Origin of the sequence: Streptomyces sp. CA-250714 (assembly GCF_050936705.1) — a bacterium.
Taxonomy (GTDB): domain Bacteria; phylum Actinomycetota; class Actinomycetes; order Streptomycetales; family Streptomycetaceae; genus Streptomyces.
This window is the reverse complement of record NZ_JBNJMI010000001.1, coordinates 4,083,132-4,096,740: the sequence shown is the minus strand read 5'-3', so window position 1 is coordinate 4,096,740 and position 13,609 is coordinate 4,083,132. Positions and strand designations below refer to the sequence as shown.

The window sequence follows — 13,609 nt, the reverse complement described above, 5'->3', positions numbered from 1 at the left end:
AGATCCATCACCCTGAGCAGCAGTGGGACCGCCCATGTCCGAGCCAGATTTCATCCCGTCAGAACCTTCGCCCCTGGTCAGCAGCTTCGGCAAACAGCTACGGAAATGGCGGGAGCACCGGCAGCTCTCGCGGGAGGCAGTGGGCAAGAGAGCGGGCTTCTCCGCCTCCACCATTGGCGCCTTCGAGCGCGGGGAACGCATCGCGGATGAGCGCGCGGCTTACGCCCTCGATGTGGCGCTGGATGCACACCAGGTGCTGGCTGTGGTCGGCAAGGACCTGGAGAGGGAGCAGTACCCGAAGAAGTTCGATGAGCTCTTCCGCCTCGAAGCGAGTGCAGCCAGCCTCAGCACGTACGACACCAACGTCATCAATGGCCTGCTCCAGACCGAGGCTTACGCAAAGGAGCTGTTCAAAACCCGTGTGCCGTACCACAGTCAGGAAAGGGCCGACCTTCTCCTCGCATCCAGGCTGCACCGGCAGAAGCTCCTCACCCGTGTACCGAGCCCGAACCTCATCTTCGTTCTGGACGAGGCAGTCGTACGCCGACGCTCAGGCGGGCCCGCCATCATGCGCGAGCAGTTGCTGCGCCTACTCGAACTGGGCAAGCTCAGTCACGTCCACATCCTCGTGCTCCCGTTGGACTGCGAGGAGCCTGTCGGCGGGATTGGCCCCATGACGTTGTTGGAGACGCCGGACCAGCGCATGCTGGGCTACGTCGAGGTGCAAGAGCAAGGCACCTTGGTGTCGGACAAGGAAACGGTCAGCGAGTGGCGGCAGCGCTTTGACATGATCCAAGTGAACGCCCTGCGACCTGCGGACTCCGCACGTCTCATCCAACGCCGTCTGGAGGAACTTTGAGCAGCGAACCCACCTGGTTCAAGTCGAGCTACAGCGGCCCCGAGGGCGGCCAGTGCCTCGAAGTGGCCCTCGACTGGCACAAGTCCACATACAGCGACGGGGGCGGCGGCCAGTGCGTCGAGGTCGCAACCTGCCCGCACAGCATCCACATCCGCGACTCCAAGAACGGCACCGACGGCCCCACCCTGACCCTCCCTCCCGAAGCCTGGGCCGCTTTCATCACCCACCACCGCCGCTAGCGCGACGGGGGGACGCGCCCCGTCAGGGGCGCGGGGAACTGCGCGACAAGCCACAAAGCACCCGCAGCCCGCAAGCGTCAGTCAGGGGCACCCCCTTCACGGCCACCACCTGTGAAGGGGGTCACAACACCTCGGCGGCGACCTCCGCAGGCCGCGCAAGACGGGTGCCCTTCTCCGTCACGACGAAGGGCCGCTGGATCAACTGGGGATGGACGGTCATCGCGTGCAGCAGATCGTCGGTGCTGACATCCGCCGCGTCGAGGCCGAGCTCGTCGTAGACGGCCTCCTTCGTACGGATCGCGTCCTCGATCCGTACGCCCGCGTCGGAGATCAGCTTCCGCAGGGTGGCCATGTCGGGCGGGGTCTTCAGGTACTCCACGATCTCGATGTCGTAGCCCGCGTCCTCCAGGAGGGCCAGGACCTTCCTGGAGGTGCCGCAGCGGGTGTTGTGGTAGATCGTCGCCGTCTTCGTCATGCGGCTCATGCTAAGCGGACCCTCGCGGGGCGGTCTCAGCCGAGCGCGGCCAACAGTTCGCGCTCGCGCTGGGGGCTGAGGCCGGCGCGTCGTACCCGGTCGAGTCCCGCTTCCCGCTCCCAGCGCAAGGTGTCGCCCAGCATCTCCTCGCGGGGCCGGTGGCGGAGCCCGGCGGCACGCGCCGCGGCACCGTTCCTGGCGGACCAGCCCTCCCAGCCCGGCTTGACCAGCCACATCGGCAGCGACTCGGTGCCCATGTACTCGATCACGCCTTCCTCCCGGAGCCATCCCGAACCGGCGGCGACGACCGGCCCGGTGTGGCCGCCCACGGCGCGGGACAGTTCGACCCACTCCGCGAACGGGACGACGGGCCCGACGGCGTTGTACGTCCCGGAGTGCCCCGTCTCGGCGGCGTCGAGCAGCCACGCGGCGAGATCCCGTACGTCGACGGCCTGGGTCGGCAGATCAGGGGTGTCGGGTACGAGCATCGGACCGTGCGGGTCGCGCGCGGCGCGGGCCACCCAGTAGCCGGAGCGTCCGGTGTGGTCGCCGGGGCCGCCTATGAGTCCGGCGCGGGCGACGAGGAGCCGGTCGCCGACGGCAGCCGCCGACGCCTGCTCGCAGGCGACCTTCGCCTCGCCGTACAGCGAACGGTCGACCTCGGCGCGCTCGGTGGGGGCGAGCAGCGGCGCGGACTCGTCCGCGCCGACCGTGCCGTGCGAGGCGTAGGCGTTGACGGAGGAGACATAGGTCCAGTGCCCGGCCCGCTCGCCCAGCGCGTCGAGCGCGCCGCGTACGAAGCCCGGCTGCCACGACACCTCGATGACCGCGTCCCATTCCCGGTCGAGCAGCGGCTCGTACGCCGCCGGATCCCGCCGGTCGGCCGCCACCAGCCGCGCGCCCTCGGCAACGTCGCCGCTCTCGCCGCGCGCCAGACACGTCACCCGGTGCCCGCGCTCGGCCGCCTGCCGCGACAGCTCCCGCCCGACCCACGCCGTCCCACCCAGAACCAAGGTCTCCATCCGGCCAACCAACCATCCCGCGCCCCGAACTCCCACCCGAATTCGCCCAGGGCGGAGGGGAACAACGACAAGTGCGCGCACCCGGGATGTGGGTGCGCGCACTTGTCAGTTGTGGACGGCGATCAGTTCTTGACCGGCCACTCCAGCGGGTCCTTGTAGAAGCCCTGGCTCAGTTCGACCGCGGCGGCCTTCTGGCCCTCGGGGATGAGGAAGGCGGTGCAGACCTTCTCCGAGTCGCCCGCGCTCAGCTTCTTGGTGGTTTCGGTGGCGGGGCAGTTGGGCCACTTGGCCTGGCCCATGAGCACGATGAGGGCCTTGGTGCGCTTGCCCTTGTCCGTCTTGACGACCAGGTCGTCGTCCATGTCGCCGATCTCCATGGTCTTACCGCTCTTGTGGCTGAGCGTCGACCAGACGTACACGGGGATCTGCGGGCCGTCTTCCTTGTCCTTCTTCAGCCCGGAGTTGTCCATGTCGGCCTTCGTACCGGTCTGCACCTTAGTGGGGGTGACCGTGTACTTCGCGCCCTTCGAGGCCGTCTGGTCGCTCGTCTGCACCGGGCTGGACTGACCCAGGGCGAAGGTCTTCTTGCCGCCGCCCGACGAGTCGGAACCGGAGCTGGAGCCGGAGCCGGAGTCGGAGGAGTCCGAGCCGGAACCGCGGCTCTTCTTCCCGCCGCCAATGTCGCAGCCGGTCACAGCCATGGCCAGCACCAGTGCTCCCGCCACCGCAGGAACAGCACGAGTCCACGTACGCATGTCTTCCTCACTTTCCCCGTTGAATAGCCCCGTCATCCGGCCGGGGCGCTCGCCCTGCACGGCCGGACCAGTGTTAGGCGCCTGATCCTGCCAGAGCGGAATCCGTACCTCATCGGGAGGGGTTGCCCCTGCCCGTTTTCTACGGGCTGCGGGTCGCGTTGTGGCTGGTGGGGGCACCTCGCGGCCGGAGGCTGGGGGAGCAGTTCCCCGCGCCCCTGACGGGGCGCGTCTCCCCTGCGGAGCTTGGGCAGTCTGCGCCAGGGGCGCAGGGTGGGCAAGCGCAGCCCCTCGCCGGGCGCGCAAGACCCGCCGGGCACGCCCTCGCGGTACCGCCGCGGTTGACCCGCACAGCGGCCCTGCCGCGAGGGTCCACCGCGATGTCGGGTCGACGGCTGACGCGCCAACCCCGCGCCCGCCCCTACGTTCTGAACAGCCCCGCGACAGCGGGAGCGCAACCAACGGGGGATTCACCATGGAACGGAGCAGCAGCACCCGCGGCCCGCGCCGGCGCCGTACCGTCCTGTCCGCCACCGCCGTGGCAGCGGCACTCGCCGTCGCCGGCGTGGGCGTCGCCGTCACCGGCGGAAACGACAACGGCGACAGCGACAGCGACGGAAACGGCAAGCCCCACCGGGCCGAAGCCAACACCGCCGCCAAAGCCGGAAAGGGCGCCAAGCGCGACAAGGGCGACAAGGGCGACCAACTCCGCAACAAGGCGGCAGGCCAGACAGGCGGCGGCGCCGCCTCCGCGCCGTACGAGAACCGCGTCGTCACCTGGAACCTGCACGGACCCGGCCACCACAGCGCCCACGAGCAGGCGCGGCAGATCGCCCAATACCGGCCCGGCGTCATCGGCTTCCAGGAAGCCTGCAAAACGAAGGTGGACCGGATCGCGAAGGCGCTGAAGGAGATCCACAAGCTCGACTACCACGTCACGTACGGCACCATCAACCGCAAGCGCGGCCAGTGCGGCGGCGTCTTCAAGGGCGGCGCGTACGGCCAGGCCATGCTGACAGCCGCACCCGCCAAGGACCCGGTCAACGTGCGCTACAGCAACGGCGGCTCGGAACCGCGCGGCTACATGGCCGTCACCGTACCCATCCAGGGCAAGGACGTACGGATCTTCACCACGCACCTCGCGCAGAAGACAGCGGAAGACCAGCAGACCGAGGTGCGAGCCCAGCAGGTGCGCGAACTGGAGGCAGCAGCCAGGCCGCACAACAGGGCGGTCGTACTCGGCGACTTCAACACCCTCCCCAGCTCCGGCGAGCTGGCCCCGATGTGGCAGCACTTCGCCGACGCCGACCCGCACTGCGGCGCCAAGCCGGACGCCCGCTGCCAGGGGACGATCGGCGCCCCGTCCGCCGGCAAGAAACTGGACTACATCCTGCTGCGGCGCGGCGCCTTCAACCCGCCGGGCGTCGGCATCCACGACCCGCAGGGCCAGTCGGACCACTCACTGGTGCACGCGGACCTGAAGCCGCTGTTCTGAGGCCGTACGGCCGACAGCAGCAGCTCACAGCCCCGGGGCGCCCCAGACGGGGAACCAGCGGCTGAGGTCCTCCTCCAGCGGCAGGTCGTTGGCCAGCAGGCTGCGTACCTGGAGCTCCAGCCCGTTGTCCCGCTTCTCGGTGCCGCCGGGGAGCGGGGCGAAGGGGTAGAAGGTGCCGCGCTTGTAGAGGTAGATCAGCGCGAGAGGGGCGCCCGAGCCCTCCTGCCGGAACGACACGAGCGAGCAGAGCAGTTGCGGGCCGAAACCGCCCTCGGCGAGCAGCGTGTTGACGGCGTGCAGATCGTTGACCAGCGCCGCCATGTCGTCGGCCGACTGGCGGGCGGTGAGCCACGTATAGCCGTAGGAGTCCTGGTCGAACTCGACGGGGATACCGCCGCGCCCGGTATCCGCGTCCAGCAGCTCCCGTACGTCCTGCCGGAGCCGGGTGAAGGCGCCACCCTCCACGCTGGCGAAGCAGACGGCGCCGATGCCGGTCGGCAGGAACGCGGTCCCCGCCTGAAGGGTCAGCGCGGCGGCGGGCAGCGCGAAGAGCTGGTCGAGATCGGGCCGCTTGGGCTTGCTGCGGCCGAGGAGCGCGTCCAGAAAGCCCACGGTCCTTCTCCCTTCGGGTCCCTTCAGGTCTTCAGGTGTCGTACCGGTCTTCAGGTCTCGTACGACAGGCGTCGCCCCGACAGGCGTCGTCCCGGCGTCATCAGGGCTGCTGTCACGCGCCGTGTCCGAGCTGGCTCGATATCCGGCCGAGCTGATCCAGGCGCTTCTCCAGCGTCGGGTGCGAGGAGAACAGCGACGCGAGGCTCTCGCCGGAGAAGGCGGGCACGAAGAAGAACGCGTTGTACGGCTCGGCCTTGCGCAGGTCCCTGGTGGGGATCCGGGCCATATCGCCGCTGATCTTGGTGAGGGCCGAGGCGAGCGCGGAGGGGCGCCCGGTCAGCAGTGCGCCGGCCCGGTCCGCTGACAGCTCGCGGTAGCGGGACAGCAGCCGGGTGAGCAGGAAGCTGATCACGTAGACCACGGCGCTGACCAGCGGAACGATCAGCAGGAGCAGCCCCACCCCGTTGTTGTCGCGGCCCGCGCTGCGGCCGATACCGCCCCACAGGGCCACCCGGGTCATGATCCCCGCCAGTACGCCGAGGAACGAGGCGATGGTCATGACGGCGACGTCACGGTGTGCGACGTGCGACAACTCGTGGGAGAGCACTCCTTCGAGTTCCTCCCGCTCCAGGCGGCGCATCAGCCCGGTGGTGGCACACACCAGGGCGTTCTGCTGGTTACGGCCCGTGGCGAACGCGTTGGGTACGTCACTGTCGGCGATGGCGACCCGGGGTTTGGGCATATCGGCGAGGGCGCACAACCGGTCCACGGCGCCATGCAGTTCCGGGGCCTGCTGCGGGGTGACCTCGTGGGCGCCCATGCTGAAGGCCGCGATCTTGTCGCTGAACCAGAACTGGGCGATGAACAGCGCGCCCGCGATCACCAGCACAATGGGCCAGGCCTTGCCCAGCGCGGCGACCAGGACACCGACGAGAACGACGTAGAGCAGGCCGATCAGGAACATGGTGGTGACCATCCGTGTGGTCAGACCACGGTCTGCGACGTAGCGCGAGTGACGAGCCATGACGGCCGCTCCTTCCCGAAGCGCGGACTCCCTCCAGGCACCTTGGCGGCCCGGCGTGGAAGCACAGCGCTCATGAAGCACTCACTTCGATTGTGCCTGTTTGGTAGGTGAGAGGACGATAAGAGCGCTCTGCCCTCCTCCGGCCCTCTCTGCCCCCTCGGTCCCCGCATATGCCGGTGCCCACTCGTGCCCCGTGCGCCCCTCTGTGCGCTCGCGTGCCCCCACGGCCTCAAGACGTGCTCTCATCGGGCTCTCATCCGTGCGGAGCTTCGCACGCATGTTCAGGCATATGCGCGAAGATGGTGCCTGTGACTCATCCGACTCGCCCGTCCCCATATCCCGCCCCGCACCGAGCCCCGCAGAGCCCGCCGTCGCCGGGCAACCCGCCGTCGCCGGGCAGGCGCACCGCGCCCCGGCTGATCGCCACCGACCTGGACGGCACCCTGCTGCGGAACGACAAGACGGTCTCCGACCGCACCATCGCGGCACTCGCCGCAGCGGAGGCCGCCGGGATCGAGGTGTTCTTCGTCACCGGCCGGCCCGCCCGCTGGATGGGCGTCGTCAGCGAGCACGTACACGGCCATGGCCTTGCCATCTGCGCCAACGGCGCGGCCATCGTCGACCTGCACGCGGGCCGCCGGGTGATCAAGGTGCGGGAGCTCGCGCGCCGGGACGCCCTCGCAGTCGTCCACGCGCTGCGCGCCGCCGCCCCCGGCGTCAGCTTCGCCGTCGAACGCACCGGGGGCATCCACTACGAACCCGAGTACCCGTCCTTCCCCCATGACCCGGGCGCCTCGTTCGCCCCCGCGGACGAACTGCTCACCGACAGCCGTGAAGGCCACTACGCCGAGCCGATCGTCAAACTCCTCGCGTACCACCCGAGCGGCGACCCCGACGAGTTCCTCGCCCTCGGCCGAAAGGCCGCCGGCGCCCACGCCGAGTTCACCCGCTCCAGCCCCAGCGCCCTGCTGGAGATCTCGGGCCGCGGCGTCAGCAAGGCCAGCACCCTCGCTCTGGCCTGCGAAGAACGCGGCATCACCCCCCAAGAGGTCGTCGCCTTCGGCGACATGCCCAACGACCTGGCCATGCTCTCCTGGGCCGGCACCTCCTACGCCATGGCCAACGCCCACCCCGAAGTCCTCCTGTGCACCACCCACACCACCGCCACCAACGAAGACGACGGCGTAGCCACCATCATCGAGAGCTTCCTCTGAGGCAGTCGCCCGCAGCCGGTCGCTCCCTCGCCGGGCGGGCGGATCAGCCGCGTTCGCGGTAGAGCTCCGTGAGGAGGGCGGCTGTGGCGTGGGTGGCGGGGTGGGGGTCGTGGGGTTGCCAGATGAGGTGGACGGGGACGGGGGCGGCGTCGCGGAGGGGACGGTAGGTGATGCCGACGCGGCGGTACTGGGTGGTGGTCGCCTCGGGCGTGATGCCGATGCAGCGGCCTGTGGCGATGGCGGCGAGCCAGTCGTCGATGTCGTGGGTGTACTCCGTCGCCGGGCGCGCGTCCTCGGGCCAGAGGGCCAGGGTGGTGGTGCCGGTGCGCCGGTCCACCACGACGGTGCGCTCCCTCGCCTCGTCGAGACGGATGCTGCGACGCCTGGCCCAGGGGTCGTCGGAGGCCAGCGCGAGGTAGCGGCGTTCGTGGCCGAGGACCGCGTGCGCGTACCGGTGCCGGTCGATGGCAGTGCGGACGATGGCCAGATCGCACACCCCCTCGGCCAGGCCGCCGGTGGGGCTGTTGTGGCGGACCAGATGCAGCTCGGCATCGGGGTGCCGCTCCGCCCAGCGGCGCTGGAACTCGGCGGTGTGGCGGCCCACCGCTGACCAGGCGTGGCCCAGGCGGAGCCGGGTGTGCCCGGTGGTGGCCGCCCGTACGAGGTTGTCGGCCTCCGCCAGCAGCTGGCGGGCGCGGGCCAGGACCTCCACGCCGGCGGTGGTGGTGGAGACGGTACGGCTGGTGCGATGCAGCAGTCGTACGCCGAGCAGTTGCTCCAGGCCCCGCAGGGTGCGGCTGACGGAGGCCTGGGAGACGCCGAGTTCCAGGGCGGCGTCCGTGAAGCTGCCGGTGTCGACGATCGCGACCAGGCAGCGCAGATGGCGCAGTTCCAGCTCCGCCTCCGAGGGCTTGTCCATACGCCCAGCGTATAGGTGGCCTCGCGGATGCATTTTGCGTATGCACGAACGCGGTGGACAGTGCGGACATGGCACTGCCCACCGGACCCGCACGCCGATCGGCCAACGCGCCGTGTGCAACCGACGTGCCCGACGAGCCCCGCGCCGCAGGTCGGGGCCGGCTGTCCGGGCTGGCGCTGATGCTGGTCAGCAGCCTGTCCAACCAGTCAGGCGCGGCCATCGCCTCCGTCGCCTTCCCCACGATCGGTCCCGTCGGCGTGGTGGCCGTGCGCCAGTGGGTGGCCGCAGTACTGCTGCTGGCCGTGGGGCGTCCGCGGCTGAGGTCGTTCACCGCCGCGCAGTGGCGGCCCGTGCTCGGGCTGGCCGTGGTGTTCGCGGCCATGAATCTGTCGCTGTACTCGGCGATCGACCGGATCGGTCTCGGCCTCGCGGTCACGCTGGAGTTCCTCGGTCCGCTGACCGTCGCGCTGGCCGGTTCGCGGCGCCGGCTGCATCTGGGGTGCGCGGTGGCAGCCGCCGCAGCGGTCGCCGTCCTGTTGCGCCCCGAGCCGAGCACCGACTACTTCGGCATCGGGCTCGCCTTGTTGGCCGCGGTCTGCTGGGGCTGCTACATCCTGCTCAACCGTACGGTGGGAGAGCGTCTGCCCGGCGCACAGGGCTCGGCCGCCGCCGCGCTGGTCTCGGGAGCGCTGTATCTGCCGATCGGCATCGCCGTGCTGCTACGCCATCGGCCGACGCCCACCGCTGCGGCCTGCGCGCTGGCCGCCGGGGTGCTGTCCTCCGCCGTCCCGTTCCTGTCGGACCTGCTGGCGCTGCGCCGCGTCCCGGCCCACTTCTTCGGGGTCTTCATGAGCGTCAACCCGGTGTTCGCCGCGCTGATCGGCCTGGTCGCTCTCGGCCAGCAACTCCCGGCCGTCTCCTGGCTGGCCGTCCTCGTGATCGTGGCCGCGAACACCGTCGCCGTGGGCACCGCGGCTCACCCCCGTCGGCCCGCGAAGGTGAGGAAACCCGGTGGACCCGCGCGCGGGGGTGGCCGATAGTGCGGCCATGTCTTCTCTCGTGCGCCACCTCACAATTGACTGCCATGACGCATACCGCCTCGGGCAGTTCTGGGCTGCCGTGTTGGACGGAAGCCTCTCCGATGATGACCAGCCGGGCGATCCCGAAGCGCTGGTGGAGGCTCCCGGCTCGGCGCTGTTGTTCGTCAGTGTCGAGGAGGCGAAGAGCGTCAAGAACCGGGTGCACATCGATCTCCAGCCGCAGGACCGTACGCGGGATGAGGAGGTGGAGCGGATTCTGGCGTTGGGGGCCACGGTCGTCGGTGATCACCGTACGTCCGACGGCAAGGGGTGGGTGACGCTCGCCGATCCGGAGGGGAACGAGTTCTGCGTCGAACGGAGCGCGGCGGAGCGCGCTTCAGCCGGCGGGTAGGGGCGTGGTGGCGCCCGCGGCTTCCCGTTCACGCGCCAGCATTGCTGCGAACGGGCCGTCGGCGTAGGCGAGTTGGTCGTAGGTGCCGCGTTCGACCGGGTGGCCTTCGGCCAGGACGATGATCTCGTCCACGGCGGCGAGGCCCTGGAGGCGGTGGGTGATCAGTACGGTGGTGCGGCCCTCCGTGGCTGTCAGCAGATCGGCGGTCAGGGCATCGGCGGTGGGCAGGTCGAGGTGTTCGGCGGGCTCGTCCAGGACGAGGACGGGGAAGTCCGCGAGGAGCGCGCGGGCCAGTGCGAGGCGCTGGCGCTGGCCGCCGGAGAGCTTGGCGCCGTGCTCGCCGACGAGGGTTTCCAGGCCGTCCGGGAGGGTCGCCACCCAGTCGTCGAGGCGGGCGGCGGCGAGCGCAGCGTGCAGTTCGGACTCGCTCGCGGACGGCTTGGCCAGCCGCAGGTTCTCCCGCAGCGAGCTGTCGAACAGATGGGCGTCCTGCGCGCAGAGGCCGACCTGCCGTCGTACGGCGTCCGGGTCGGCGGCGAGCGCGGAGACGGCGGGGGCCGCGCCGAAGGTGTAGGAGCCCGCCGCCGGGTCCACGAAGCGGAGCAGCGCGTTGGCGAGCGTCGTTTTGCCGGAGCCCGACGCTCCGACGACGGCCACCCGGCGGCCCGGCGTCAGATCGAGATCAAGGCCGGAGAGGGCGGGCGGCGCCTCGGGGGCGGCATCCACATACCGAACGGTCAGTCTGCGGATACGGACCGGGAACGGGTCCGCCGGCAGCGGCTCCGGGTGCTCCGGCTCCCGTACGGGCGCGGGCGCGTCCAGCACCTCGTACACCCGTTCCGCCGAGCGCCGCACCCGCTGCCGGAACTGCACCGCCTGCGGGAGCGGGGTCACCACCTCGAACGTGGCGAGGGGCGTGAGGACGACGGTGGCCAGGAGGAGCCCGTCGAGCGCGCCGTCCGTGGCGGCCCGCGCGCCCACCCATGCTGCCGCCGTGACCGTCAGCCCGGCGGCCAGGGTGCTCAGCCCTGACGCCAGCGCCGTACGGGACGCGGAGCGCGCCGCGAGGCGGGTGAGCGCCGCGTCGGCAGCGGTCGCCGCGGCGCGGCGGGCGGGGAGGGCGCCGGTGACCGGGAGTTCGCCGGATGCGGTGCCGGTCAGCAGGTCGACCGTACGGACCGCGAGCTCGGCCCGCGCGGGGGCCAGGCGGCGCTCCGTACGGCGGGAGAGCGCGGCCGTGAGGGCCGGTACGGCAACGCCCGCCACCACCAAGCCCGCGGCGAGGGCCGCGCCGGCGGCGGGGAGCAGCCAGGTGGTGAAGGCGACGGCCGCCACGCCGACCGTTCCGGCGACGGTGGCCGGGAGCAGCCAGCGCAGGAAGTAGTCCTGGAGGGCGTCCACATCGGCGACCAGGCGGGTGAGCAGGTCGCCACGTGCCTTGCGCTTCAGGCCCGCCGGGGCGAGGCGTTCCAGGCGCTGGTAAACGGTGACGCGGAGGGCCGCGAGGACACGGAGGGCGGCGTCGTGGGAGACGAGGCGTTCCGCGTAGCGGAAGACGGCGCGGCCGATGCCGAACGCTCGGGTCGCTGTGACCGCGACCATGAGGTAGAGGATCGGGGGCTGTTGGGCGGCCCGCGAGATGAGCCAGCCTGATGTGGCCATCAGCCCCACCGCGCTGGCCAGCGCGAGGGCCCCCAGTGTGAGTGCGAGGGCGAACTTGCGGCCCAGCCCGCGCGCGTTGCCCCGCACCCGAACGAGAGGGCCCTGCGCCGTGGCGGCGCCCACGGCAGCGTCGTGCTGCAGGCCGGTTGGCGTGTGCGCGCCGCCTTGGCCCACCCTGCCGCCTCTGGCGGCAGCCTGCCCCAAGGCGTTTGGGGACTGCGCGGGGGCCGGGGCCGAGCCCCGGTGGGGGGTTCGGGGGGCTTGCCCCCCGATTTCGGGAAGGGGCGGGATTGGGGAAAGCTCCAGCACCCTGTCAGCCGCGGCCAGCAGTGCCGGTCGGTGGGTGACCAGGACCACCGTCTTGGACCTGGTGAGACGGCGTACGGCAGTCAGGACAGCCGCCTCCGTCGCACCGTCCAACGCGGCCGTCGGCTCATCCAGCAGAACGAGGGGCCGGTCCGCGAGGAAGGCCCTCGCCAGAGCAACGCGGCGGCGTTGGCCCGCGGACAGACCCGCACCCGACTCCCCCAACTCCAGCGCCAGGTCGAGATCCGGCGCCCCCGCGTCGGCGAGCGCGCGACGGACGGCTCCCTCATCCGCGTCGGGCCGCGCCAGCCGCACGTTCTCCGCGACCGTCCCCGCGAAGAGGTACGGATGCTGGGGCACCCAGGCGACCTGCTCGTGCCAGTCGGCGAGGTCCAGCGAGTCGAGCCGAACCCCTCCCACCAGCACCCGGCCCTCCGTCGGAGGCGTGAAGCCCAACAGCACCGACAGCAAAGTGGACTTGCCGCCACCGGAGGGGCCGGTGAGGGCCACCGTTTCACCGGGGCGTACGACCAGGTCCGTCGGCGCCAGCGAGTAGCCCGCACGCCCCTCGTGCCGTACGGCGACCCCCTCCAGCGTCAGCGCGGCCTCCCGTACGTCCACCCGGTCCGAACCGTGCGCCGGCACCGGGCGCTCCAGGACCTCGAAGACGGACTCGGCGGCGGCGAGCCCCTCGGCCGCGGCGTGGTAGTGGGTGCCCACCTGCCGCAGCGGCAGATACGCCTCGGGAGCAAGGATCAGCACCATGAGCCCGGTGTGCAGGTCCAGCTCTCCGTGCACCAGCCGGGTTCCGATGCTCACCGCGACGATGGCCACCGAAATCGTCGCCAGCAGCTCCAGCGCGAACGACGACAGGAACGCCAGCCGCAGGGTGCGCAGGGTGGCGCGGCGGTAGTCGCCGGTGATGGTGCGGATGTTGTCGGCCTGCGCCTTGGCGCGGCCGAACACCTTCAGCGTCGGCAGCCCGGCGACGACGTCGAGGAAGTGCCCGGAAAGCCGGGCGAGCAGCTTCCACTGGCGGTCCATCCGGGACTGGGTCGCCCAGCCGATGAGCGCCATGAAGAGCGGGATCAGCGGCAGGGTGACGACGATGATGGCCGCCGAGATCCAGTCGGCGGTGACGATCCGGGCCAGTACGGCGACGGGCACCACGACCGCGAGTCCCAGCTGGGGCAGGTAGCGGGCGAAGTAGTCGTCGAGTGCGTCGATGCCCCGGGTGGCGAGGGCCGTCAGCTCGCCGGTGCGCTGCGTGGTGAGGAAGCCGGGCCCCAGCGCCGTGGCCCGCTCCAGCAGCCGGACCCGCAGCTGGGACTTGACGGCTGCGCCCGACCGGTGCGCGGCGAGTTCGGTCAGCCAGGAGACCAGGCCCCGGGCGAGCGAGACGGCGGCCAGCATCAGCAGCGCGCCGCGCTCGAACTCGCCGTGCCGGAAGGCGCCGACGATCACGTCCGCGAGCAGCACGGCCTGGGCGACGACGAGTCCGGCGCCGGCCAGCCCGAGGGCCACGGACGCGAGGAGGAACACGCGTGTGGCACGGGCGTGGTGCAGCAGCCGTGGATCGACGGGCTTCATGACGACCCG

Annotated in this window: 13 protein-coding genes; 6 read left to right on the top strand and 7 right to left on the bottom strand. The window is 71.2% G+C overall.

Translation table 11 applies throughout. The annotated features are described in order from the left end of the window. Positions 1-34 precede the first annotated feature (34 nt). Positions 35-859, top strand: coding sequence for a helix-turn-helix domain-containing protein (locus tag ACQEU8_RS18355; protein WP_433101882.1), 825 nt, complete (start codon positions 35-37; stop codon positions 857-859). Beyond that, positions 856-1,098, top strand: a complete 243-nt coding sequence (locus tag ACQEU8_RS18350) for a DUF397 domain-containing protein (protein WP_433101880.1) — start codon at positions 856-858, stop codon at positions 1,096-1,098. Before ACQEU8_RS18355 ends, ACQEU8_RS18350 begins: the two co-directional genes overlap by 4 nt. A 121-nt stretch (positions 1,099-1,219) precedes the next feature. Here ACQEU8_RS18350 and arsC read toward each other — a convergent pair whose 3' ends face one another. The 3 genes from arsC to ACQEU8_RS18335 form a co-directional block, all read right to left on the bottom strand. Further along, positions 1,220-1,573 (bottom strand): arsenate reductase (glutaredoxin), encoded by a 354-nt coding sequence (gene arsC, locus ACQEU8_RS18345; protein ID WP_433101878.1) that lies wholly within the window; start codon positions 1,571-1,573, stop codon positions 1,220-1,222. 35 nt (positions 1,574-1,608) lie between these two features. Continuing rightward, positions 1,609-2,595: an NAD-dependent epimerase/dehydratase family protein gene (locus ACQEU8_RS18340; protein ID WP_433101876.1), complete on the bottom strand. Its 987-nt coding sequence runs from the start codon at positions 2,593-2,595 to the stop codon at positions 1,609-1,611. Between the two features lie 122 nt (positions 2,596-2,717). After that, complete coding sequence (locus ACQEU8_RS18335) at positions 2,718-3,350, bottom strand: hypothetical protein (protein WP_433101874.1); 633 nt, start codon at positions 3,348-3,350, stop codon at positions 2,718-2,720. 472 nt (positions 3,351-3,822) lie between these two features. Between ACQEU8_RS18335 and ACQEU8_RS18330 the strand changes: the two genes are divergently transcribed. After that, complete coding sequence (locus ACQEU8_RS18330) at positions 3,823-4,842, top strand: endonuclease/exonuclease/phosphatase family protein (protein ID WP_433101872.1); 1,020 nt, start codon at positions 3,823-3,825, stop codon at positions 4,840-4,842. A 24-nt stretch (positions 4,843-4,866) separates the two neighbouring features. Here the strand turns inward: ACQEU8_RS18330 and pspAB are convergent, their stop codons facing one another. Beyond that, positions 4,867-5,454, bottom strand: coding sequence for a PspA-associated protein PspAB (gene pspAB, locus ACQEU8_RS18325; RefSeq protein ID WP_433101870.1), 588 nt, complete (start codon positions 5,452-5,454; stop codon positions 4,867-4,869). Between the two features lie 112 nt (positions 5,455-5,566). After that, complete coding sequence (htpX, locus tag ACQEU8_RS18320) at positions 5,567-6,478, bottom strand: zinc metalloprotease HtpX (RefSeq protein ID WP_433101868.1); 912 nt, start codon at positions 6,476-6,478, stop codon at positions 5,567-5,569. A gap of 299 nt (positions 6,479-6,777) precedes the next feature. Between htpX and ACQEU8_RS18315 the strand changes: the two genes are divergently transcribed. Further along, positions 6,778-7,692: a Cof-type HAD-IIB family hydrolase gene (locus ACQEU8_RS18315; RefSeq protein WP_433101866.1), complete on the top strand. Its 915-nt coding sequence runs from the start codon at positions 6,778-6,780 to the stop codon at positions 7,690-7,692. Positions 7,693-7,735: 43 nt separating this feature from the next. Here ACQEU8_RS18315 and ACQEU8_RS18310 read toward each other — a convergent pair whose 3' ends face one another. After that, on the bottom strand, positions 7,736-8,611 hold the full coding sequence (locus ACQEU8_RS18310; RefSeq protein WP_433101864.1) for a LysR family transcriptional regulator: 876 nt from the start codon (positions 8,609-8,611) through the stop codon (positions 7,736-7,738). Between the two features lie 179 nt (positions 8,612-8,790). Here ACQEU8_RS18310 and ACQEU8_RS18305 point away from each other — a divergent pair, with 179 nt between their 5' ends. Beyond that, positions 8,791-9,651, top strand: a complete 861-nt coding sequence (locus ACQEU8_RS18305) for an EamA family transporter (protein WP_433102503.1) — start codon at positions 8,791-8,793, stop codon at positions 9,649-9,651. A 7-nt stretch (positions 9,652-9,658) separates the two neighbouring features. Next, the gene (locus ACQEU8_RS18300) at positions 9,659-10,042 is read left to right on the top strand and encodes a VOC family protein (protein ID WP_433101862.1); all 384 of its coding nucleotides are present in this window, start codon (positions 9,659-9,661) and stop codon (positions 10,040-10,042) included. Here ACQEU8_RS18300 and cydD read toward each other — a convergent pair. Then, positions 10,028-13,600: a thiol reductant ABC exporter subunit CydD gene (gene cydD, locus ACQEU8_RS18295; protein ID WP_433101860.1), complete on the bottom strand. Its 3,573-nt coding sequence runs from the start codon at positions 13,598-13,600 to the stop codon at positions 10,028-10,030. The two genes, ACQEU8_RS18300 and cydD, sit on opposite strands and share 15 nt — an antisense overlap. Positions 13,601-13,609 lie beyond the last annotated feature (9 nt).